The organism is Pontibacterium sinense (genome assembly GCF_015209595.1).
Taxonomy (GTDB): Bacteria; Pseudomonadota; Gammaproteobacteria; order Pseudomonadales; family Balneatricaceae; genus Pontibacterium; species Pontibacterium sinense.
The window spans coordinates 1-23,120 of sequence record NZ_JADEYS010000001.1 but is presented as its reverse complement, the minus strand read 5'-3'; the positions used below and the strand labels follow the sequence as shown (position 1 = coordinate 23,120).

Sequence of the window (23,120 nt, the reverse complement as noted above, 5' to 3'; positions counted from 1 at the left end):
TATGAGCCGACGCAAGCTCAGTGAATCCCTCCTCAAGCGCTTACAATGTTCCAGCGGTAAGCGACAAGCGGAATACAGAGACAGCCTCGCAGCAGGACTTGTACTCATCGTATATCCGACAGGACGAAAGTCCTTCTACTTCTTCATGGAACACGAGAAGAAGAGACATAAGATCAAGTTAGGAGAGCATCCCTCTCTACGTCTTGAAGCAGCTCGACAGAAAGCTGTCGATCTCAGATACCAAATTTTAGAGTACGGAGATGTTGTACAAACAAACAACATCACTCTGAAAGAGTTCGTCGATACGGTATTCATACCGAGTCGGGAGAACACCCTAAGGTCTCATCGCACAGACCTGAGCCGCATGAAATCTATTCCAGATTCCTTATGGCTCCTACCGGTCAAGAGTATCTCCCATAAGGAAATACATCCATTCTTGACCCAGCTTCAGCAGAATTTGGCAACCGCCACCGTTAATAAATTTCTGCACCTGATGAAAGCTATCTTCCGCCAAGCCAAAGAGCTCGGCTACATCGAAGAGTCGCCAGTACATGGCATCAAGTCGCTCCAGGAGAACAATACACTTGTTCGATACCTGACTGATGCCCAAAGGCAACGACTCGCTAATACCCTCAAGACCCAAAAACTAAACCCCGTACATGACCTGATCTACATCCTCTGGGTAACTGGGATGCGGCTTAGTGAAGCCCGACTCCTGACGTTCGACCAGATTGATTGGCATGCAGGTATTGTGCGAATCGAACAATCCAAGTCAGGGCGCTCTCGAGAGGTCTATCTTTCGACTGAAGCTCTGGCTTTGTTGAAGGAGAGAGCAATGAATGCTACCTCAACCGGTTATGTCTTCTCTGCGGGAGATGGCAGTAGACCAATTCCTGAACCTCGTAGCCAGTGGAAACGGATTAAACGGGAAACCAACATCCCTGCAGAGTTCCGATTCCATGATCTTCGCCATGACTTTGCAAGCTCTGCCGTTCAGAACGGTGTTTCTATCTACACCGTTAAAGAACTGTTAGGGCACAGCAACGTAGACACCACATCCTGCTACGCCCACCTATCCGCTGAACATCTCAGACACGCTGTCGAAATCAGCCAACCTACTCAACATGGAGGTTAAAACGATGAAACAACTGAAGGACACTAAATGGCTAGCGGCGCGTCTGGGCGTTAGCAAGTCGGCAATTGAGAAGCTTCGGGCTCACGTGAGAATCGGCAGATCGGTTAGATACGATGAGCAGACGGTAGAACAGTGGATCATGAGCAACATGGAGGTAGGGGTATGAATCAGTTGGCATTTCCACCAGTCCGTGAAGGTTACGAACTCAACGAAGATGGCACATTTAAACTTGTGCCATCTGGCAAGAAAGACCAACCACCAAAGCTTGTACAACTCGCCTATCAGCCCGTCTGGGTTGATAGGCAGATCTACGATAACGATAGCGGTGGCAACTGGTTTACAAGACTCTCATTCCGGACCAATGCCGGTTTCGAGCAGCAGTGTCTGATTTCAGCGGGAGACCTTGCTGGAAACCACAATGCCGTGTGCTCGCAGCTGGGGAAATTGGGGGTCTATGTATCACCCGACTTACAGCTTCGAAGAGAGTTCATCAAGTACCTCATGCTTGGGGCTGCTACTCCACCTCAGCCAACGGTTGATCAATTCGGGCTGCACTTGGGAAGCGGAGCCTTCTTGCTTCCACAGGAAACTATCATCCCATCATGGGCTACCCAACCTGTTCCTGAACTCAGTGCAGAGCGAGCCCAAGATGTGGGTGCAATACACCAAGCAGGATCGTTCGAGGAGTGGCAAGCGATCATTGCACAAGCGGGCACACCGCTAAATATCTTCATGCTGAGCCTAGCCTTCACGTGTGTAATTAGCAGGTTGATGAACGCAGAGGCTATCGGTGTGCACGCTTACGGGGGATCATCAAATGGCAAGACCAACTCTGCGCGTATTGCGGCAAGTGTCTTTGGCAACCCTGGCCTTGAGGGTGCCAGCTTTATAGATAAGTGGTATTCGTCTGATAATGGTATAGAACTCAAGTGCAAGGCGCGTGACGGTCTAACCCTTATTTTGGACGAGTTGCGGCAGTTTAACGGTCGATTTGAGGCTGTTACCTACACCATTTTCGACGGGAAAGGAAAAACCCGCATGAATGGTGACCTTCAGCGCGTCCAGGAGCTTAGCTGGTTTGTAAACGTTATTAGTACCGGCGAATTCTCAGCGGCTTCAATGACGCGAATGACCGGCGGTGCAGTCTACATGGGCGCTCAGATTCGTTTACTGGACCTCCCCATGATGGAGATGAACAGCGATTCTGAAGTTACTCTCACCTCAGCGGAAGCTGACCGGCTAAGACACGCACTGAACACGCAGTATGGAACCGCTGGTCCTGAGTATGTGCGAAGGTTGTTCGAATCGAGCTCGTCACTGGATGAACTCAGGAACAAAGTAGGTGCGCTGATGGACGAGATTGGCGCAGAGTTGGCACCTCTGTTCAATAAAGGGAACGCTGTGCAGCGAGTACTGCCCAAGTTCGCACTCATTCAAACTGCTGGTGAGATAGCGGTCGATCTGGGAATCCTTCCCTATACCGTAGAGCAAGTGCAGGGGGCAGTGAAATCCGCTATTCAGGCATGGCTCGAAGGACTAGAAGCACCGTCTGACGCAGAGCGAGCAGTAAATGCACTACGCTCTTCTGTGATAGAGAACCCTCAGCGAATTCATTACCTACGGACAGATTACCAATCCAGTGCTCCACCAGTGTGCTACGCGGACAGAAATTTCTACTACTTCACGGACGAGCAAATCAAAAAGGTGATTGACCATGTTACTCCAACGACTGTAGCCAAAACTCTAAGAGATCAGGGTTTGTTACATACAGACGAAGCAAGACGTTTGAAAGTGAAACGAGCCATACCAGGATTCATTAAGGATAAAGAACCGCGAGTCTACGCTGTACACAACTCCTTCATCGGAGAACCTCAACCCACCGAGCCTGACGACCCCGTAGTAACAGCTAAACGTAAGTCCTCCGCATAATCCAGCCCCACATTCCCCGCTACCGCTCAAGGAGAGTGGTGGCGGGCTACTTGCACACCACAATCCAAATTCGCTAATCTAGCCCCTGCTGTATCCATAGGATCAGCAGCATAGCCAGTACGAATGATCGGCTGGTTCCCGCCACTGTCCTGAGGGCATGCGGGCTTCACTTACAACGGAGCCCTACATGCCAACTCGCAAATCCAAACTTAAAAACCGTGCTTTTAATCGCCAGAAAGGTCGCTGCTACTACTGCAATGCCCTCATGTGGCTAACTGATCCCAACACGTTTTCTGGCAACCATCAGATCACTGCTAAACAAGCCAGTCGATTCCAATGTACTTCCGAACATCTGGTTGCTAGATGTGATGGTGGAAAAGATACGCAGAAGAACATCGTTGCGGCTTGCCGGTTCTGTAATGCGAAACGACACCAACGTTCATCAGCGCCCGATCCCGTCAGCTATAAACAACTGATCACCCAACGTAAGAATCGGGGTAAGTGGCATCCCCAAGACCTGCTTTTCCTGACCACGGATTGACGGCTACCATAGTCTTTTAAACACACTCTATCTTCCAACTCTTGGATCGCAGAGCAGGCGATGCTCCAAAGTATCGACAAAGGCCTTATCGATCTCGACAGGCTCAAAGTGAGACTTTCCACAGTACTCACAAGCTTGGTCGCACCGATCTTTGATTGATGAACAATAGTTGCATCGGAAACCTACATTACAGCCAGACTGATAGAGTTCCAGAACTTCCTCGGTAATTCTTTTTATCCTGGTCTGGATTCGGTGGTGTGCTAATTCCGCATCTATTTTTCGCAGCTTTTCCTGCTCAGCTCGGTCTGCGATACGCTTCTTTTCGCGCTCCTCTGCTGCCACCTGAGCCAAACGCTCTGCCTCCTCTCGTCGCTTAGCATTTTCCACTTCAATAGCTCTCCGCTGCTGTAAACGCCTCTCCTGTGCTACCGCTAAATCATTTTGCTGCACATAGAACAGATGGTCTGACGCCCCAGAACGCAAAATATTTAGGCGCTTTAGTTCCTCCAGAAACTGGATCACCGGTACATAAGGGCTAGGAATCTGCTTGTTCTCGCTATCAGAAAAAAACCATGCCCCCACGTCTGCATAGTATTTCTCTCGCATCCTTCCTTGTCGCTTTCCCGCCTGCTTTGCATTATTCAATGAAAAGACACAGTCCATCACTCCATAGCGTTCAACCACATCTTTTTTTACCTTGAATGCATCAACAACGGTGCCCCGAGTTTTACCCTTAACATAATTTGCGTAGATATATGCTTGCCAAACAATCCAGTGAGTATTGAAAATCCAGCAATGTACTGTGCAGTAGCCTATTGGATCAGGCCAGCCTTGGTGAAAGCCTAAGAAAGCCTTAGCCTTTGCTAACGTCTCCCCTGATTCTCGTTTGAGGTTACTTACGCGGTGTTGCAGTCCCTCATTCGTCATAACCTGGCTGAGTTCTGTTAACGCTTCAAGATAAGGCTCTCGGGCCTTTTCTCTATTTTTATTAAACTGTTCTTGGCTTCTCCGGCGAGCCTCTAGGCGATCTATCTCCTGTTTCTTTTGCTTTTCGAACTCACTGTGAAATGATTCCAGCGCCCTGTTCTTTCTGTCGTCATACAAACTACAGTGAATCCACTTCCGGCTAGCCTGATGCAATACCAACTCTTTAAACCGTTCAAGATCGAATACAACGTCCCTTTCTGCCTGGCTCAAATCGATCTCGACTAAGTTACTGTGTTTAAAGTGGTTTGATTTTTCGTAACTGGTGGAATTCGTGACGAAAATTTCGATATAGATTACATCTGTGGACGTATGAGCAGTGATATCTGGACGGTAGGGATGAACTGTCTTCTCTAGCTCGACTAACTCAAATGCAGGGCTATGTCCTGAAATGACTAGCGGCTCACGAGTGAAGCTCCTACCGCTAGGCAGCAACAGCGAGGGAAACGAAATGATATGCTCAGGGAGGTAAGCTAGCCCCTCATCCTGGATGATCTGCTTAGCAACCTTATGCACTGCTGTTTCATAACCTGCAGTGCACTCAGCATTGGTTTGGTGGGAAAAGTAAGGCCGCTTGCGCCCCTTACCATGATTCGCTCTCAGATGCTTCTCACAACCTGGACATATGCAACCACAGTGATCACCGTTCTCCACTTCGAACGGCGAGAAGTAGCGCCCGTCCTTAAATCCATATGGAATAAGTAATTTGCTCATTGCCAATCCCTGTGGCTATTAGGAACTTGCGAAGGCGCAAGCACGTTCGATCACGTCCCAAACAGGAACCACCCTCTCCTCGAATGGCCCTGCATTGAGAGTTATTGATTGTACCTAGACTCCCCGGAAGTTCAGTTAAGAGCGGTAGACTTACCCCATACGCATCTTAGTTTGACTCATTCCAGCAACAGCGTACTACCTAGCTTTTGGCGCTCAGCTATTCCCGATCAATAGCAAGCTCAATAAGACGTTCTAATGTTCTCTCAAACTGCCAGTGAGATTCTTCATCTCCATGCCCTAACGACATAGCTTGAGCTCCCAAAACAGGAAAATGAGGCCGCGAACCAAATAAGTTGTAGGGATGAGCATGAAAATCCATCAGCGCATCATCAACATCAGGATATAGCACAAGCATCGATTCTATGCATGCGCCCTGGCTTTTATGTGAAATACCATGTACGTATTTTAAGGTAACATCTGGCAGATAGTGCTCGAAGGCTTTCTCTCGAGACGTATACTTTGCATCAAAAGCCAGTAACTTCGTTGGCAGAGTAGAGTCTTCTGGTGGTCTTAACTCGATGATTATGTCAGGTACTCGACGATTGTATTCACCTTGCCGAATTCTCCCAGGGTAGTCCTGCCTTGCTCGAATAGCACTACGTAGCTGACTATTCACAACCACTCCAGCATTCCGGTGACCTGTCATCCAATAATATGGTTCATAGTACAAGTGGGCTGTCCAATTCGAGAAACTGCCAGACCATAGAGAATCACAACTGGATGAGATTCCCTCTCCGAACCGTTTGCACCAACGTTGCATCCTTACTACCGTATAGTACTCCCAGAGTTTTGGCACACTATTAATGGCAAGCAACATTTGATGAGTCCGCCAATCAATTTTATTACGCTGATACCAACTTGATGCAGATTTAAAGACAGTTAAGTAGTGAGTGTTAGATTTAATACGTTGAGAGAATTGAGGAATACCTATGACGTCCTGCCTGACAGGTAAGTACTGGCAAAATGTCGCATCTAGCTTCCTTAAACGTAACTCACAATCACGTAAGCTCTCAACTCGAATTCCTGCTAGCTTTCCAATCCATCTCTGCATCGCGGTGAAAAAACTAACGTAGCCATCATGCGAATTGTTAGAGGTCGGATACTCAGAACCTTGATAGCCTGACAACAGCTCATGCACAAACTCCTGCATGCTTCTAACGTACCCATGCAACGCTCTGTTTTCCAGTATATCGGTGTCTTCTCGAATTACCGTCGTTTGCAACTCTGCTGCACTTAGATAAATCCCATCGTTCTCAAGATGTGCCTTATCAGGGTCGTCGGTTTCTTCCAATACAGAAAGATTTTCCAACAACCAGCCAACACCATTCTCATCAATGGCATCCACACTCACGCCATCCACCAATTCAGCACGTGCAGTCAGGGCTGTAAGCGGTCTGTGAGCAATATAAGGCGCTACGTCTTCTAGCAGGGCAATATGCTGTAGCAACTGCTCAAGAAGCTTTTCTGGATTGTCCCCAGATCCGTTCGGGTCAGCTCCCAATCGTGTTGCTCCAAGTGCTTTCAACAGATCAGCTTCAGTATCCCTCAGAAGATATGTCAGCATTCTTTCCGCTTGATCAGCCGACAACTGGCGCGCAAGTACTTCAAAAGGGCAAACTTCGTAGATGATAGTTTCCCCTCCCTTAGAAACCTTCAATGCTAAGGAAGCTAATCCGAAGTAATTGAAGAAGAGGGTTTCGTAGTAGCCTTTCAAGGTTCTGTTGGGGAGCAAGCTGTAGATACAGCTATCATCTCCGTTCATTTGTGGATGCATGCTGTAATTTAACTGCTCCAACATCAGTTCCACATGATCGCAAGGCTCATCTACTTTGAGATGAAACGCTATGGCCTCTGTCTCTAGCACATAAGGTATTGCTTCAACAGCCGCTTCACCAACAAGTGGCAGCCTAAAACTATTACCTCTCCTCTTTCCGTTGAGGATTTCTGCATATAGTTCCATTTCTTGCTTCCCTTAGAGAAAGGAATAATTACCGACGAAGTTCTCCCCGTCAGATAAAACTACTTCAAGTAGAGAAGCGGTTCTCACCAAGGAATTATTACTAGCATGTTCATGCAGCTTTTCTAGCCTGCTTTTGAATGCCTTTCCATGACCGTTTACCAATGGCAATGCATGTTGAGAAAGTGCGAAATCTACAGCAGTACGACTGTTTGTTAAGTTTTGAGCACGATCGCAATAGGCATGCATAGCATTGCGCTTACGCTGACTTACAATAATTGGGGATCCCAGAGAATTATCTCTTAGCTCCATTTGAGAAATAAAGTTAACTAGATCCAAAGGCATCTCTGACTCAATTTCACTGCGGCACCCAAACATGTTGTCTAGCGTCGTGTAAGGAACAGCACCGTCCAATATGGAAGTTGCCGCTGCAACTATTTCACCATTACCACCAGAGACATCCATCGATATTACAGGAACCCTATCGCATAATCGTGGAGATAGCGGCTCAGTTGTATTGTCATTATTGATGGTTGCAATGAACCTCAGGTTTTCAGGAACAGAGAGAAACCTATCAGCTCCAGAAGCACCCGTATCAATTTTTCTATATCGTCCTTCTGGATCACACATTGCCAAGAAATCCGACCAATAATGCTCTATTGGGCTCAAGTTAGCCTCATCCAGAAGCACCATGCGTAGAAAGTCATTAGCACCTTCAATCTCTCCTTGCCTTAAGAACTGATAAATCCCAGTTTTAGAAGCTTGGTAAATACCCTTTAAGCTATTATAAAATCCAAGAAAATCCCTTCCTGACATCCACCCCCGACTTACAGGAATGTTCAAAAAGCTATCGCTACAGGAGAATTCAGGGGATAAGTTATAGGCTTGCGATAAACGAATAGCGGTAGAAGTCTTTCCTGTACCTGGACGTCCTTTCAATACAGTTAAAAAGCTTTGTTGAACGCTAATTACAAGGTTAGCCATTTCTTCAAATGTAAAACTTCGACCATCAGTATCTTCAAAGTGCTCAACTAACTGCTGTACTAGTTCAGATGAATCATCAGGGACCTTAGTAGCCTTTTTAGGCCTTTCAAACTTAGGAACAGATAGTTGAGAGTCGTAGACCCGACCATGCAGTATATCAAGTATAGTTTTAAGCTGAGTTACTTCTTTAGGCAACTCAGGGTTTTTCAACACCTTTTCTTGAGTGTCTACTGCATCATCTAACTCTTTCTTTTTCCTTTCTTGATAGCGAATTTCTTCCTGTATCCCTGCAAGACTCTCAAGCAAGCGTTGTTCCTTGAGAAGCTCCTTTTTTTTGAGATCAATTGACTCTACCTCATCCCTTTTTGCTTCAATCTGCTGTTCTAAATCTTGGTTTATTGCTCGAAGCTGATCTTGAGCCTGCTCTTTTGTTTTTTCTCGAATTTTCTCTATTTCTTCTTCAGCTTCAAGCTTAGCTTTCGCGACCTTATCACTAATTGCAACAAGCTGTTGTTTCTCTCTTTCTTTACGTGCTTTTATTTCGTTAAGTTCACCCTCGGCTTGCTCTCTAGCTTTATTATGCTGAATCAAATCTTGAGCATGCTCTTCAACTAATCGAGGATTAGTCTCCAGCTGCGACTTAAGAAATTCTCGGCCGTCCTTAGATGAAAGATAGCTACCAATCATCTCTGAACCGACATCGGTTTCTGCTAGGTATCTATCTATAAGCTTCTCTAGCCTTACTATCCTTTCGTCACTACCAAAAGCTTTATCCTTTCGCCTCATTTCGGATAGACCTTGTTTAAGAGCCTCAGCTCCCTTTCGGCCTACTAAGTTTCTTTTTCCAAAAGAATGCTTCGCGACAAAGGTTACAAGTTGAGAATCATTAATATAGTCCCGCATCGCACGCTTTTCTTTATCTAACCGCGACAAATCACGAAGAGATGGAATATAACCAACAATATTACTTTCAGCGCCAACCCCTAAAGACGGCAAGTAGTAGCCTTCTGAATCTAAATCACTAATAGATATTTTAACAATGTGATGCGTTGACAAGTTAAGGAAATTAATTTGAGATGGTGTAGCGATTACTTCTTCACCGGAAACCGATGCTGTAAAAGGGCCATATATATCACCACCTTCCTTGATAAAGAAATCCCCTCTAGGTGGACGACTATATATTTCCAATAATCCCGTACCCACTTCAGGCAACGTAGTGTTAATTATTGGTACAAGTTCGTTCTTATCTAGTGCTTTAGCTGATCCACCCGTAGCCCAATGTGAGTGATGCACAATCTTAGAGTCAGCACCTGATTCTCTATCAGAATCATCTCGGGGATAGTAGTTTTCTAATAAAAATAATTCACCATCATGAAAGTTATTTTCTATACTTTCATAACCTTTACTTATCCATACCCCGCCAGTAGAAAACTCCTTCTCCCTTTCTACCGGTATCAAGTTACCGTTTTCATCTCGTACAAACAGAATTTTACATATACCGCGATCTGGGTTTGATAACTGTTTCTCTTTAACAACAATCAGTTGTAAGTGTCCATTCATAACTCTTAATCCTTAAGATTCCTTGATCTAGCAATCCATCAAAGCTTTACAAAGCTAGTGCTTTCTTGTTCATGCAGCATGACTTATGTATCCGCTCATAAGATACTGCTAATTCATTGCTTCATACCGTGACATAGTGAGGTCATGACTGCCTTCTTTTCAACTCTACATCGGTCTAGTTACACGATTCAATGCACTCAATACTGTTCGAGTACGGTCAAAGAAAGAACAATAGTTTACAGCTACTCCTATACGGTTGCTCTTCTAGACTGCGTCATAATGTCGGGTAGATTGATATAGACCACATCTTCGCCCGTCCGTGCCACCCCGGTTTCCCCGCTAATTTTTCGGGAGGGAGCGGTTACAAATTATATCAAAGCAGGCGTCTTCGGACCGGACTCTCTGGTCGTTCTCTGGTCGGATGTACAGGAGCTTTACGCTATCTAGGGGAAACTAAATGCAATGAAACCTCAAACCAATCCTCCAACGCTGAAAAGTGATTTGATGGTGTTTTCACCTGACAGATGATAATAGCTAACGTGGAAATATGCTGGAACTTCAGGACATTTGAAATTCACTGATAGACAGAAGGATGTCTGAAGTCACCAGAACCCCGTGGGCTGAGGCATGTAAGGCTCTGCGTTTTGCAGAGGATTGAAAATCCCCGTGTCCGTGGTTCGATTCCGCGTCTGGGCACCACTTATTTCTACATTAGAGGCTTGCACTTGTTGCAGGCCTTTTTTGTTTCCGGGGCTTCATCGAACTACGTTCGTTGATTATTCGCCATTATATGGCTCACCCTTCGGGCCATCGCCACAAGGGCGATGTTGTGATGGCCGCTGGCCATCGCTCCGCGTCTGGGCACCACTTATTTCTACATTGGAGGCTTGCACTTGTTGCAGGCCTTTTTTGTTTCCGGGGAGCTTCATCGAACTACGTTCGTTGATTATTCACCATTACATGGCTCACCCTTCGGGCCATCGCCACAAGGGCGATGTTGTGATGGCCGCTGGCCATCGCTCCGCGTCCGGGCACCACTTATTTCTACACTAGAGGCTTGCACTTGTTGCAGGCCTTTTTTGTTTCTGGGCTCTGACTTTGCATTTATTCAGTTGAATTGCCAGACTCTGATAACTCCTAGCCTATCCGACCGATACATGGTTTTACCCCGATTTGTCGGACACCTAGTTAAGAGTAGATAATCTACTTCCACGAGGTGTTTAGATGTCCAATTCCAGAAGAAAATATTCCGCAGAGTACAAGCGCGAAGCGATAGCACTTGCCCTACAGCATGATAGCTGAAGTTGCCCGAAGCCTCTGAATCAATTCAGGTAATCTTCACCGTTGGATCAAGGAATCTCAGTCACCTGATTCCCCCGCATTTACAGGCCACGGGAATCCTAGAGATGAAGAGCTTGCCAAGCTGAAGCGGGAGCTTGCTCAAGTCAAAAAGGAACGGGACTTTTTAAGAGAAGCGGCAGCGTACTTCGCCAAACATCCAAGTGAAGTTTCACATAATTGAACGCTGCCGCGACGCCTTTCCTGTCCGAATGATGTGCCACTTACTCAAGGTATCTGCGAGTGGTTACTACGACTGGCGTGTGCGTAAGCCAAGCCAGCGACAGCAGGACAATGCACGGCTTGTCAGAAAAATACACCAGTTGCACCAGGCCAGTGACAATGTGTTTGGCAGTCCACGTATCTGGGAAGACCTTCAGCATGACTGCGAACGCTGTAGCCTTAACCGTGTAGCCCGCCTGATGAAGGTCAATAATATCGTGGGCATCCCCGCGACGAGACAATGGCGTAAAAGGAAATCAGAACAACGACCTGATTATGTACTGAATCATCTGGAACGGGATTTCACGGCACAGCAACCGAATGCGAAATGGGTGACGGATATTACCTATATTCCAACTCGAGAAGGTTGGTTGTACCTAGCGGTTGTCATTGATTTGTTTAGGGGGATTGTTGTCGGCTGGTCTATGAGCCATACAATGGAGAAGCAACTGGTGATACAAGCCCTACTCATAGCGTTGTGGCAGAAAAAGCAGCAAGAGCCTGTCATTCTCCACTACGATCAGGGATCACAATTTACTAGCCATGAGTATCAGCGCTTTCTAAAGGACCACAACGTCGTCTCGAGTATGAGTGCAGTAGGTAGTTGCTACGACAATACAACAGCTGAAAGATTCTTCGGTTTACTGAAGCGGGAACGAGTCAATCGTCGTAATTATCGCAGCCGATCAGAAGCTCGGACCGATGTGTTCGATTACATTGAACGCTTTTATAACCAACGCAAAAAATGTAAGTTACCCAAAATGACTCAAACGGCTCTTAACTGACTGTCCGTGGAAACGGGGTAAAACCAGGAGATTGCAATGAAAGGTAAACGTAGGCTTTCGGGAAAAGAGCACGTTGCTCCCTGGGAACGTGCTCTTGATAGGGTTCTATCCCCGATAGAAGTATTTATTCACAGGCAGACAACCAGTGGTGTTTTGCTGATGCTCTGTGCTGTAGTTGCATTGTTCATTGCGAATAGCCAATGGGCCGATGCCTATCACCACTTCTTTCAGCTCTATATGACAATAGGTCTGGAGAATTTCCAGCTCTCGAAATCACTTCACCACTGGATCAATGATGGCTTTATGGCTCTCTTCTTTCTCGTGGTCGGGCTAGAGCTGAAGCGTGAACTCTTAGTTGGCGAACTCGCTAACATCAAACAAGCAATGCTTCCGATCATCGCAGCTGTCGGAGGGATGTTAGTACCGGCTCTGATCTATTTCACAATCAATCCCAGCGGTCATACCGCCAACGGTTGGGGAATTCCGATGGCAACGGACATCGCCTTTGCACTGGGTGCGTTGGCGCTATTAGGTAAACGGATTCCCCAGAGCCTGCTGATGTTTCTGGTTGCACTGGCGATTGTTGATGATTTAGGTGCCGTAGTTGTTATCGCCCTGTTCTATACCGATACGCTGAATATGGCGGCCTTAGCGTTAGCGGGTTTGTTCATATTTACACTCATTTGCCTGAACCTCGGCGGCGTACGTAAGTTGTCTACCTATCTCATTATTGGAGCGTTCCTCTGGGTTGCGATGTTAAAAAGTGGCGTTCACGCCACGCTTGCCGGCGTTATCCTCGCATTTATTATTCCCATGAAACCCAAATATGACCCAAAGCGCTTCTTGTCACTCATTAACAACAGTGTCCAAAACATCAAAAACGCCTATAGAAAGAACGAAAATATCATCGTCAACGACACACTTCGCTCCAGAGTCCGTGCATTAGGTGAGGGGGTGAATCTGGTACAGGCGCCTGCTCAGATTCTGGAATACAAGATTCACCTGCCGTCCGCCTATCTGATAATTCCTATCTTTGCGCTGGCGAATGCGGGTGTGCCAATAGACTGGTCGAATATTGACGGGATTGTGTTTCACCCCGTCGCAATGGGCATCGGGCTAGGGCTGGTGGTGGGTAAGCTAATTGGTATAGCCGGATTTACCTGGGTTGCGGTTAAAGCAGGAATCTGCGATTTACCTAAGGGACTGAACCTCCACCACATCATTGGTGTGGCCTTCATGGGTGGTATCGGTTTCACCATGTCGATATTCATTGCTGAGCTGGGATTTGCCCATCATCCAGAGGACCTGTTAATGGCTAAAACTGGAATCCTGTTTGCGTCATTAACTGCCGGCCTGACTGGGTTTATCTGGTTATATCTGACAGCCCAAAAAGAAAAACCATTGGATGATCCGCAACCGATAGAAGATAAACCGGCAGATAATCAGTCACTCACTTAGAGTTAGACTCTCCGTCATAAAACAGCGCAGGTTGAGTCCTGAGCAAACTTTCAGCAGGTAGAGTTCCTCTGTCATCACACTTAAGACGTACTGATAGAGGAGCTCTACCTGCTAAGCCCCTCCATCTTTCGAATGTTCTGCAATCGAGATCTCTTATAGGCACCGATCGGTCGGCGCGGTGTTCTAGTTTTGGTACTACACCCCATGCTTCAGGGCATTTAAAATGGCTCTATCTCAACATCTATTTTTCAGGTGCCTGCCGTGACTGTATTGGCTCTACCCAATTTCCGCATCACCATGCTGCTTCTGTTACTGGCCGGTCTATCCAGCCCAACCGCCTTAGCGGCCAATAGTTGTCAGTCTGACCGCGTGAAACTCCAGGTCTTAGGCAGTGGCGGACCGGAGTTGGGCGATCAACGGGCATCCAGCAGCTATCTTGTCTGGCTTGATGGAAAAGCCCGCGTCATGGTGGATGCCGGGGGTGGCAGTAGCCTGAACTTCGAAAAATCTCGCGCACAGTTCAGTGACTTAGATGCGGTGTTGTTTAGCCACTTACATGTAGATCATAGCGCCGACTGGCCCGTTTACGTTAAGGCCGGATTTTTCACCGGACGTGATCGGGACTTGCCTGTGTATGGGCCTTACGGCAATTCCAATCTGCCTGCTGTGGATAAATTTCAGGAAGCTCTGCTTTCTCAAGCGTGGCCCTATCTAAGCAACTATCTGGATAACTCCGAACGCTCTGAATACAAACTGCCCGCAACCGTCATCAATGCCGACGAAGGCGTGTGGTTTCAGTCGCTGGAGCGAATCAACCTTAAAGCCCTGAACGTCAATCATGGTCCATTACCCGCTGTCGCATGGCGGGTCGAGTTAGCCGGATGTTCGATTGTCTTCAGTGGCGATACCAGTGCCAGCAGCGAAAACCTGACTCGCCTTGCAACCTCAGCAGACATGCTCGTCGCCCATAACGCCACCCCCGAATCAGCACGGGGTGTAGCGCGACGTCTGCATATGCCACCGTCACGGATTGGTGAAGTGGCCGCACAGGCCAGTGTTAAAAAGCTGGTGCTGTCGCACCGCATGTTACGGACGTTAGAACGCGAACCACAAACGCTGGATCAGATCCGTAAACACTACGCAGGACCAGTCAATTTCGCCGAAGATCTGTCCGTACACGACCTATAAGCCTGCAATTTAGCGTATTTATTCAACTTTAGGTTGATGCAACGAGACGGATTTACTAGTCTGGAACGCTGAACTTTGCTGAAAGCCCCACGATGATTCGGGTTGGGGTGTGATTGTCCGAGGTAAAACTAATGCCAATTAAGATTCCTGACTTACTGCCAGCTGTTGATGTTTTGGGTTCCGAGAACATCTTTGTGATGACCGAAACCCGGGCTGCCCATCAGGATGTACGTCCGCTGAAACTGCTGCTGCTCAATCTGATGCCAAAAAAGATCGAGACAGAGAATCAGCTGATTCGTATGCTTTCAAATACACCGCTACAGGTGGGCATTGAGCTGCTTCGTATCGACAATCACGAGAGTAAAAATACTCCTCGCCAGCATCTGGACAGCTTTTATCGCGATTTCGATGAGGTAAAAGACAGCAACTATGATGGCCTGATCATCACAGGAGCGCCGTTAGGGTTGGTGCAGTTTGAAGATATTTCCTATTGGGAAAAGATCCAGACAATCATCCGCTGGTCACAGGATCACGTCACCTCAACGTTGTTCTTATGCTGGGCCGCACAAGCCGCATTGAATGTACTCTATGATCTGCCAAAACAGACGCGTGATAAAAAACTTTCAGGTGTGTACAAACACCGCGTGCTGAATCCGCATGAGCCACTGACACGTGGCTTCGATGATGAGTTTCTGGTGCCCCACTCGCGTAACGCGGACTTCCCGGTTAACTTCATCTGCAATCACACCGATCTAAATATGCTGGCATCATCAGAGGATGCGGGCGGATATTTGTTTGCCAGTTCCTGTCGCCGCCAGGTTTTTGTGACCGGACATCCGGAATATGATGCGGAAACATTATCACAGGAATACTGGCGTGATCAGGATGCCGGGATCTCACCGATTATTCCTGAGTCCTACTTTCCCAGTGATGATCCGGAAAACACACCCACCAATGTGTGGCGCAGTCATGCCAACCTGTTGTTCACCAACTGGCTGAACTACTACGTATACCAGATCACGCCGTATCAGTTGGATAAGGAGTCGTAAGACACCTTTCAGAGGGGAACGTTTACAGACTGCTTAGCCGGGCTTAGAAGCCTGTTTCGCGAATAAACGTTCCCTGAATCCGCCGCCACAAACCGCTCAATACACTGTACGGTTCCCCGACCAGATGAGCGGTTGCCAACTGCTCACGCAAAACAATATCCGTCGAGTTACAGCCTGACGCGGTCAGACGATAGATGCCCTGATCGGGCACCAGCTTGCCCTCTGCTGCCGGGTTCACCGCAATCGGGCCGCCGTATACGGATGCCAGATGCCCTGTACTCAACTCCGACAGTGCCAATGTCTCAACTTCCGTTTGCGAGCAGGTAAATGCGTCCAGCTCAGGCTGTTCAGGATATAGCGCGACCGGCTTGTTACTGCTAAGCCGACCTAAAGCACTCTCTTCAATCAGAATCTCGATGTGTAAGGCGACCGGCTGAGCCAGTGTTAATAACGGCTCTTGTGCGGCAACCCAAAGCCCAGTTTGTAAGCCTTCATTCAACTCAGTCACCGTTGCAGAAAACGGCGCCTTAAAGATCAACTTGCTTTGCTGATCCTGAATGCGATGCAACTCCGAGTATGCCTGTGTCAGACGTTCACGGATCAGATCGCCCTGCTGCATCAGACGCTCAGAGCTGGTCTGATGATCCAGCTGCCACTGTAATAAATTGATCTCTTTCTGGCTCTGGGCCTGTTCAAATGCCAGATCCGGCGATTCCAGGGTGAGTAACACCTGACCGGCTTTGACCTGATCGCCCTTCTGCACCTGCAGCTGAACCACAATGCCCGGTGTCGTTGCATAAAATGACTGTTGCTGTAACGGCTTAACCACAGCAGGTGCCTGTACAGAGCGAGACCAGGGCCACAGTAAGACAATCAACACACTCAGCAAGACAAGTAACGGAAATAAAGTACGGCGCTGTGAACGAATTTCATCTCTCCTCTGCCACCAGACCAGTAACTCATTACTGACCGGACGGCCAATAAACCACACCAACTCCAGTACCATCAGAAAGATACCGAGCAGTTTAAAAAACAGGTGATAGACCATCAACGCGATGCCTAGAAACAGCACCAGACGATACAACCAGGTCCCTAACGCAAACCAAATCATAAAGCGTTGAGTTTTTGACGACATCGCTTCGGGTGGACGATCGTCTAAACCAAATAACGTACGCCTCACCCACCAGCGGGCAACGGCAAAGGCCCGGCTGTGCATATTGGGCTGCCGCAACCAGTCAGACAGCAAAAAATAGCCGTCAAAGCGCATAAACGGGTTCAGGTTGATCCCCAACGTGATGATCCATGCGGTGGAAGCGAGGAAAAACAGCGCACTGCTTAGCGGCCCTTCCGGTGTCAGACTCCACGCCAGTGTTGCCACGGATGCGAGTGCCAGTTCAGCGGCCATCCCACTGGCCGATATAACCAGCCTTGAGCGGCGGGATTGTAGCTTCCATGCTTCATTTGTATCGGTATAAAGCACAGGCCAAAGCACCAGAAAAGCGATCCCCATGCTCGGCACACGACAGCCGTACCGATGGGCTGACAAGGCATGGCCTAACTCATGGCTACATTTACTGATCACCAATGCCAGACCAAACCAGACCCAGTCCTGCAACTGACCGTATCCTGCAAATGTACCCACAAACTGATCCCACTGACGCATCACCAGAAACAGGCCCAACATCGAGATCGCCAGCAGGAGATACCAGAACCCCGGTTGGTAACAGACGCTAAATGCCGGGGCAATGCGTGTCAGCATCTTATCCGGGCGGATCAGCGGGACACGAAAAAACAGATAACCGTGCAGTAACCGACTGACGTATGAACGACGACCTTGCTGCCATTGCTCAAACAAGGCTTGCCCGACTTCCGGCTGCAACAGTTGAGATTTCGCCAGATACTCGTGCACTGCTTCCACATCTTCAAGGCTGAGATCGAGGGATGTCTGCGCATTAATCTCGGTGACGATCTGCTCTGGTGGGAGTGACCAGCGACGTAATATTTCGAAGCTGCTCCAGTCCAGTTCATAAAAGCGATGGGTTATCGGGTCTTCAATGACCCATCGCGGTGCACCATCAGGCCCCGGTGCCGCAGGATGGACACTAAGTTCTTCGCGTAATGGCCGCAGATCAACGGGCGCATTCAGCACCGCTTCCATATCAGAAGCCAACCCATTGACGTAGCGCGGCCAAAGGTCGTCTCAGGAGATAATAGATCACCGGAGCACGGTCGCCGTATAGCCGCGCTGTGCCGCGTAAACCGATGCGTGGCAATGTTTTTTCCCCGTCGAAATGGGCACGTCCACTGTAAGCAAGCTGCCTCTGATCGTTCTCTGTTGCCTTATAGGCAAGCCAGTTCAGACGCGCATCCAGCGGCTGATCCGGGCTTATATTCATAAAGAAACGCACATCCGATCCGATTTCCAGCGGGATCGCGTCACGCACCGGCAACTCCACCCGTAACTCGGCCAACGCCGGATCCGCCAATGTCATCACCTGCTCACCCAGCGCTACCGGACGCCCGATCCAACTTGTTGCATCCGACAACACCACTATACCTGGGACGGTTGCACGCACTTCAGTTCGTTGTAACAGGGACTGCAGGTATTTCACCTCAGACACACTCTTTTCGACCATGCCGCGACGAATGGCCAGCTCCAGCTTACCTTTCTCATCGAATACCGCCTGCTGCGCCACCTGCCGAAACTCGGTGTTCGCGATCTGTAAGGCCTGACGGGCGATTAAGAGCCGGTTCTCCAGATCCGTACCGTCCAGTGACATCAGCAGATCACCCGGCTTCACACTCTGATTAGGACGGACGTGAAGCTCTTCCACTACACCTTCATACGGAGCACGCACTGGCAGCGGATCCTTGGCAACCACCTCAGCTGGCGCCAGTACGGTGATACGGATCGGTATAAAACTCAGTACCACAGCGGCAATAAGCGCAGCGGGCAGAAAACGTTTACGCAGCGTGGAGATCTGTTTTCGCGGTAGACGACGTTGACCCCGAAGTGCAAACCGATAGATATCGGCCAGCTCAGCCAACAGACCTATTTCATGATCCTGCCAGCGCAGATCACGCGCCAGGACCAACAAACCACGCTTGTCGTCGCCTCCCGCCAATAACACAGGTATGGCGATAGCATGGGCAGGTAGAAATTCATCCCACTGCTCGGCCAGATCAGCCGATAGCATGGACTTATCCACAGGGGCAATCTGATCCGTCGCTAACTGAGCACAGACTTTGTTCCACCAGCGGATATAGGGAGAATTCTTTTCGACATCGACCAAACCGGAGGCATGACTGACACCTTTACCCGGCTGCCACCACACCGCTTGCCGATAGGCCACCAGCTGTTGGGTGTCATTCACCATCAAAAAGCCAATCTGGGCGACAGACTGACTTTCACGTAACTTTTTCTGCAGCTGATGCAAGCGACTTAACCCCGTCACCTGCCGTTGCAGTGCAACGATCTCTTCACTCATACGGCAAGCGGGCCCAACCACTCATACCGGGTAGCAGTTCGCTGCTTTTATCTTTGATGCGCCCGGCAATTTCAACCGACTGGCTGATCGGATCAACCACTGCACCGGTGCGAATTACTTCCGCAGCGTACACCCGTCCGGTTTCTTCTACGGCAACCTGAAACGGATCACCCTTTTTCATTTTTGCCAACCAGCGCGACGGTACGATCAAACGTATTTCCAGCGAACTTTTGGCAAACACTTCCAGCAAGGGCGTACCCACACGTACATACTCATGCTCAGACGCTTCCCGTTGCGCTACGCGACCTGCAAACGGCGCTTTAATCTGACAACGAGACACGCGTGCCTTCATCACGGACACTTCGGCCCGGCTTTCTGCCAGACGGGCTTCTGCTTTGCTCATCTCCATCGTGCTGCCAGCATCCAGCTCCAGCAGACGTTTCTGAACGGCCAGCTCAGTCACGCCTGACTTCTCCATCGCCTGTGCTTTACGTAACAGCGCTTTCTGCTCGGTACAGTCAAAGCTGACCAGCGTCGAACCTTTCTTGAAACGATCCCCCGGTAAACCTTTCAGTCGGGTGATCCGGCCCGGCATTTCTGACGAGAGAGTGATCCGTTGCAGAGAAGTGATTTGTGCCCGAATCCCCTGCTTTCTCATCACACCTGGGGCTTGAGAGTCTGAAGTATTCGCCAGCAGTTTTTCGCTGTCGGCTAACGCTTCAGCCCTGACCACCGAAGTCAGCAGCACAAGCAATACGACGAGTCCGAAGACCCGTCCCATGAATAACGTCATCATTAACGATCCTGTGCGACTTCAGCGACGATTTTCCACTCGTCCTGCTCACGTTTCAGGCGTAGCACTTTACGCACACGGTCGTTGTACAGATTGGATTTATAAAGCTGCTCAAACGAAACCATCGCCGCGTCTGCACTTTGCTCCTGGATCATGGTTTTATCCAGTTCCAGCTCGATATAGCGCGGTTCCTGCAAACGCATGCTACGCTCTTTCGCCCAGCGACTGTGTGCACGGGCATTGCCCGGAAAGTCCGATGTGTATTGATTCAGGTAGGTTGATACATCCTTGTTGCGCCACGCATCAGCCCAACGATCGATGGTTGCCAACAACTCGGCAGACGCCTGTTCAGCATCATATTCCGGTGTTTCAGGAATCACAGCAGCAACAGCCTGCTCAGTGTCTGGCTGTTGTTCAACAACCACGGGCGACTGTTCCGGGATAGAAAAGCCACCCACAACATCGTTCATATCATCTTTGCCCAACGTTGCTTTCACACGACCGTACGCTTCCTGCAATCCGGCGTACGCGCGGAACATGCGCAGTTCTTCGGTCAATGCACTGGTCGCCGACTTGATCTCTTCCATACGCGACTGCACAGAACCGGCCTGACGGTCTTTCATCCGGGCATGGATTTCAGTCCCGATTTCAGACAACTCACGGGCACGATCATACTCACGCGACAGGCTCTGATAGTCGAGCCAAGATACGTGCACCTGAGACAACACTGCCATGTTCATCGCCATACGCTGACTGTCTACCAGCGCTTCGCGGGCTTTGGCCAAATCGACATCTTTCGGGCCACGCAGCAGGTTGAACAAGTTCCAAGAGATGCGGACACCACCCTGACTCCAGTCACTGTTTTCAAGGAAGCTGTTGCTGTCGTAATAGTGCCCCAGATCCACCTCGATCCCCGGCAACAAACGCACCATCGCTTTACGTGTATCCAATGCTGAAATACGGCGCTGATAGTTTGCCTCGATCAACTCCGGCCGGCTGCTCAGCGCGATATCTTCCATCTCTTCGAGGGAGTATTTCAGTTCCGGCTGCAACAGCGTGAACTGGGCAGGCACCGCCAGTTCCAGGTTAGTCCCCGGCGCCAATCCCAGCAGTGTTGCCAGTTCAGGACGGGCTTTGCTCAGCTCGTCACGCAGGCCTTCCAACTGACGGATAATTTCGAGCAGGTCCTTACGATAGCGCAGTGAATCCAGCGGATTCATCAGCTGCTCAGCACCGACTTTTTCAGCCTTCGCCAAGGCTTCACGTGCATTGATCAGAAGCGGGTCAACTTTGGACTGTAGGTACTGAGCGCCCACGGCATTCCAATACATAGATCGCACTTGCTGCACCAGATTCTGCACGATCTTACGGCGACGTTGCTCTGCAATTAACACCTGATCTGCCGACTGTTGCGCCTGATAGTAGCTCACACCAAAATCCAACACGTTCCACACTGTGCTCAAACTGGCCGTGGTGATATCGCGATCCTGAGAGGTCGAGAAGGTGTTAGACGCGTTGCCATTGGCATCCACGCTGCGAGACAGCGCCTGATTGCTACGCGATGTATAACCCGCTGAGGCAGCCAGTTCAGGCAACATGTCGTAGTGCGCCAGATCCAACTGACGGTTGGCAATCGCCTCTTCCATCATTTTCTGACGCAGATCGAAGTTGTTATTCACCGCCATATCGATCGCTTGCTCCAGTGTCAGGTTTTCGATCCGCTGGGGCTGGTTGGCAAACATCCGAATGCGATCGTCGCGCATACGGGTATCAAGCTCCTGTACGCTCATCGGTTGCGGTGCAATGCTGCATCCCGCTAAAAGCATGGCAAGGCTGAGTGGTGCAAGTGTAAAAATACGTTTATTCATGGCTCGGAATCTTTTTCTTGTAGGTTACGACGCAGGCGTCTGGTCAAAGTTGAACTGAGCCAGTTGCTTAAGCAACTGCTGCTCTGTGGCCGTGGTCTCCAGTGCAGCATGCTGCGCCAGTTGATCACTGAGTCCCGCCTTACCTGCGACGATTTCCATGTCGACAGTCTGCTCTGAGGCCAGTTCTTCCCCGGCCTGCTCGGTATTTTCAGGTGCTGAGGCCTGTGGGTTTTCACCCGGCTGATCACTCACCTTTATCTGGAACACGGCTGATGCTTTCTGACCATCAGCCGACTCGGCAATCACTCGAATCTCGATCACTGCTTCATCGTTCTCACCGGGAACCCCGCTAAATACCGCTCCTTCGTCATCGAAACTCAGCCACGCAGGTAATGGGGAACCATCCACCTGTACCGCACGTAAGCTCAGCTCTCCGACGAAGCTTTCACCGCCGGAAGTAAAGACAAATGCGGCGGCAGGTACTTCATAGCTGAATCGGGTATTCACCAATCCCAGCTGATCATCCAGATTCAGACCAATATCCAGTGTGTAATCGGTCAGATTAGCGTTACGTGGCAGGACTTCGATGAACTGACCATCGGGCAGAAGTGCCCGTTCAGTGCCCCGTGGCGCAGTCGTATCACGCTCTCCACCAGCAGCTGTAGGACCAAACGGATTTGGATCAAATGGTTGTTCACCGTTTGCAGGGGCTGGCGCCGGAGCAGCGGGTGTGTTGTCTGGTGCATCGTTACCGAAATCCAATGCCAAATCAGGCAATGGCTGCTTGACCGGACGAATCGGATCGTCACCTGCTCCTGGTAATTCTGGCGTTCCCGGGTCAACCGGAGTTCGCTCTTGACCTGCGGGTGCTACCGGCTGCCTATCCACGTTATCGCGCGGAGGAACCGGAGGTGTCGGATCTGTTGGTGCTGGATCCGTTGGTGCTGGATCCGTTGGTGTTGGATCTGTTGGTGTTGGATCTGTTGGTGCTGGATCCGTTGGTGTTGGATCCGTTGGTGTTGGATCCGTTGGTGTTGGATCCGTTGGTGTTGGATCCGTTGGTGTTG

The 23,120-nt window shown here is 49.3% G+C and carries 14 protein-coding genes and 1 pseudogene; 7 read left to right on the top strand and 8 right to left on the bottom strand.

Going from position 1 to position 23,120, the window contains the following annotated elements:
- The first annotated feature begins 1 nt into the window (after window position 1).
- From IOQ59_RS00080 to IOQ59_RS00070, 3 genes are all read left to right on the top strand, one after another.
- Window positions 2-1,135: a site-specific integrase gene (locus IOQ59_RS00080; protein WP_193951215.1), complete on the top strand. Its 1,134-nt coding sequence runs from the start codon at window positions 2-4 to the stop codon at window positions 1,133-1,135.
- Window positions 1,136-1,297: 162 nt separating this feature from the next.
- The gene (locus IOQ59_RS00075; RefSeq protein ID WP_193951214.1) at window positions 1,298-3,064 is read left to right on the top strand and encodes a DUF927 domain-containing protein; all 1,767 of its coding nucleotides are present in this window, start codon (window positions 1,298-1,300) and stop codon (window positions 3,062-3,064) included.
- 187 nt (window positions 3,065-3,251) lie between these two features.
- Window positions 3,252-3,605, top strand: a complete 354-nt coding sequence (locus tag IOQ59_RS00070) for an HNH endonuclease (RefSeq protein WP_193951213.1) — start codon at window positions 3,252-3,254, stop codon at window positions 3,603-3,605.
- A 27-nt stretch (window positions 3,606-3,632) separates the two neighbouring features.
- Here the strand turns inward: IOQ59_RS00070 and IOQ59_RS00065 are convergent, their stop codons facing one another.
- The 3 genes from IOQ59_RS00065 to IOQ59_RS00055 form a co-directional block, all read right to left on the bottom strand.
- Entirely contained in the window at window positions 3,633-5,303 is a 1,671-nt protein-coding gene (locus IOQ59_RS00065; protein ID WP_193951212.1) for a hypothetical protein, read from the bottom strand.
- Window positions 5,304-5,520: 217 nt separating this feature from the next.
- On the bottom strand, window positions 5,521-7,323 hold the full coding sequence (locus IOQ59_RS00060) for a hypothetical protein (protein WP_193951211.1): 1,803 nt from the start codon (window positions 7,321-7,323) through the stop codon (window positions 5,521-5,523).
- 12 nt (window positions 7,324-7,335) lie between these two features.
- A complete protein-coding gene (locus IOQ59_RS00055) occupies window positions 7,336-9,864 on the bottom strand; it encodes a DUF8727 domain-containing protein (protein WP_193951210.1) in 2,529 nt (842 codons plus the stop codon).
- A gap of 1,224 nt (window positions 9,865-11,088) precedes the next feature.
- Here IOQ59_RS00055 and IOQ59_RS00050 point away from each other — a divergent pair.
- From IOQ59_RS00050 to metA, 4 genes and pseudogenes are all read left to right on the top strand, one after another.
- A pseudogene (locus tag IOQ59_RS00050) lies at window positions 11,089-12,209 on the top strand (IS3 family transposase).
- 36 nt (window positions 12,210-12,245) lie between these two features.
- Window positions 12,246-13,667: a Na+/H+ antiporter NhaA gene (gene nhaA, locus IOQ59_RS00045; protein ID WP_193951209.1), complete on the top strand. Its 1,422-nt coding sequence runs from the start codon at window positions 12,246-12,248 to the stop codon at window positions 13,665-13,667.
- 261 nt (window positions 13,668-13,928) lie between these two features.
- Window positions 13,929-14,855, top strand: a complete 927-nt coding sequence (locus IOQ59_RS00040) for an MBL fold metallo-hydrolase (RefSeq protein WP_193951208.1) — start codon at window positions 13,929-13,931, stop codon at window positions 14,853-14,855.
- A gap of 131 nt (window positions 14,856-14,986) precedes the next feature.
- Window positions 14,987-15,904, top strand: a complete 918-nt coding sequence (metA, locus tag IOQ59_RS00035; RefSeq protein WP_193951207.1) for a homoserine O-acetyltransferase MetA — start codon at window positions 14,987-14,989, stop codon at window positions 15,902-15,904.
- A 43-nt stretch (window positions 15,905-15,947) separates the two neighbouring features.
- On the opposite strand, the gene IOQ59_RS00030 is transcribed toward metA, so the two are convergent.
- From IOQ59_RS00030 to IOQ59_RS21080, 5 genes are read right to left on the bottom strand one after another with little or no spacing between them, the layout of a single operon-like run.
- Entirely contained in the window at window positions 15,948-18,062 is a 2,115-nt protein-coding gene (locus IOQ59_RS00030; RefSeq protein WP_193951206.1) for a site-2 protease family protein, read from the bottom strand.
- 1 nt (window position 18,063) lies between these two features.
- Entirely contained in the window at window positions 18,064-19,392 is a 1,329-nt protein-coding gene (locus tag IOQ59_RS00025; protein WP_193951205.1) for an efflux RND transporter periplasmic adaptor subunit, read from the bottom strand.
- Entirely contained in the window at window positions 19,385-20,188 is an 804-nt protein-coding gene (locus IOQ59_RS00020) for an efflux RND transporter periplasmic adaptor subunit (RefSeq protein WP_193951204.1), read from the bottom strand. Before IOQ59_RS00020 ends, IOQ59_RS00025 begins: the two co-directional genes overlap by 8 nt.
- Complete coding sequence (locus IOQ59_RS00015; protein ID WP_193951203.1) at window positions 20,188-22,053, bottom strand: L,D-transpeptidase Cds6 family protein; 1,866 nt, start codon at window positions 22,051-22,053, stop codon at window positions 20,188-20,190. Before IOQ59_RS00015 ends, IOQ59_RS00020 begins: the two co-directional genes overlap by 1 nt.
- 24 nt (window positions 22,054-22,077) lie before the next feature.
- Window positions 22,078-22,941, bottom strand: a complete 864-nt coding sequence (locus IOQ59_RS21080) for a putative Ig domain-containing protein (RefSeq protein WP_193951202.1) — start codon at window positions 22,939-22,941, stop codon at window positions 22,078-22,080.
- Window positions 22,942-23,120 lie beyond the last annotated feature (179 nt).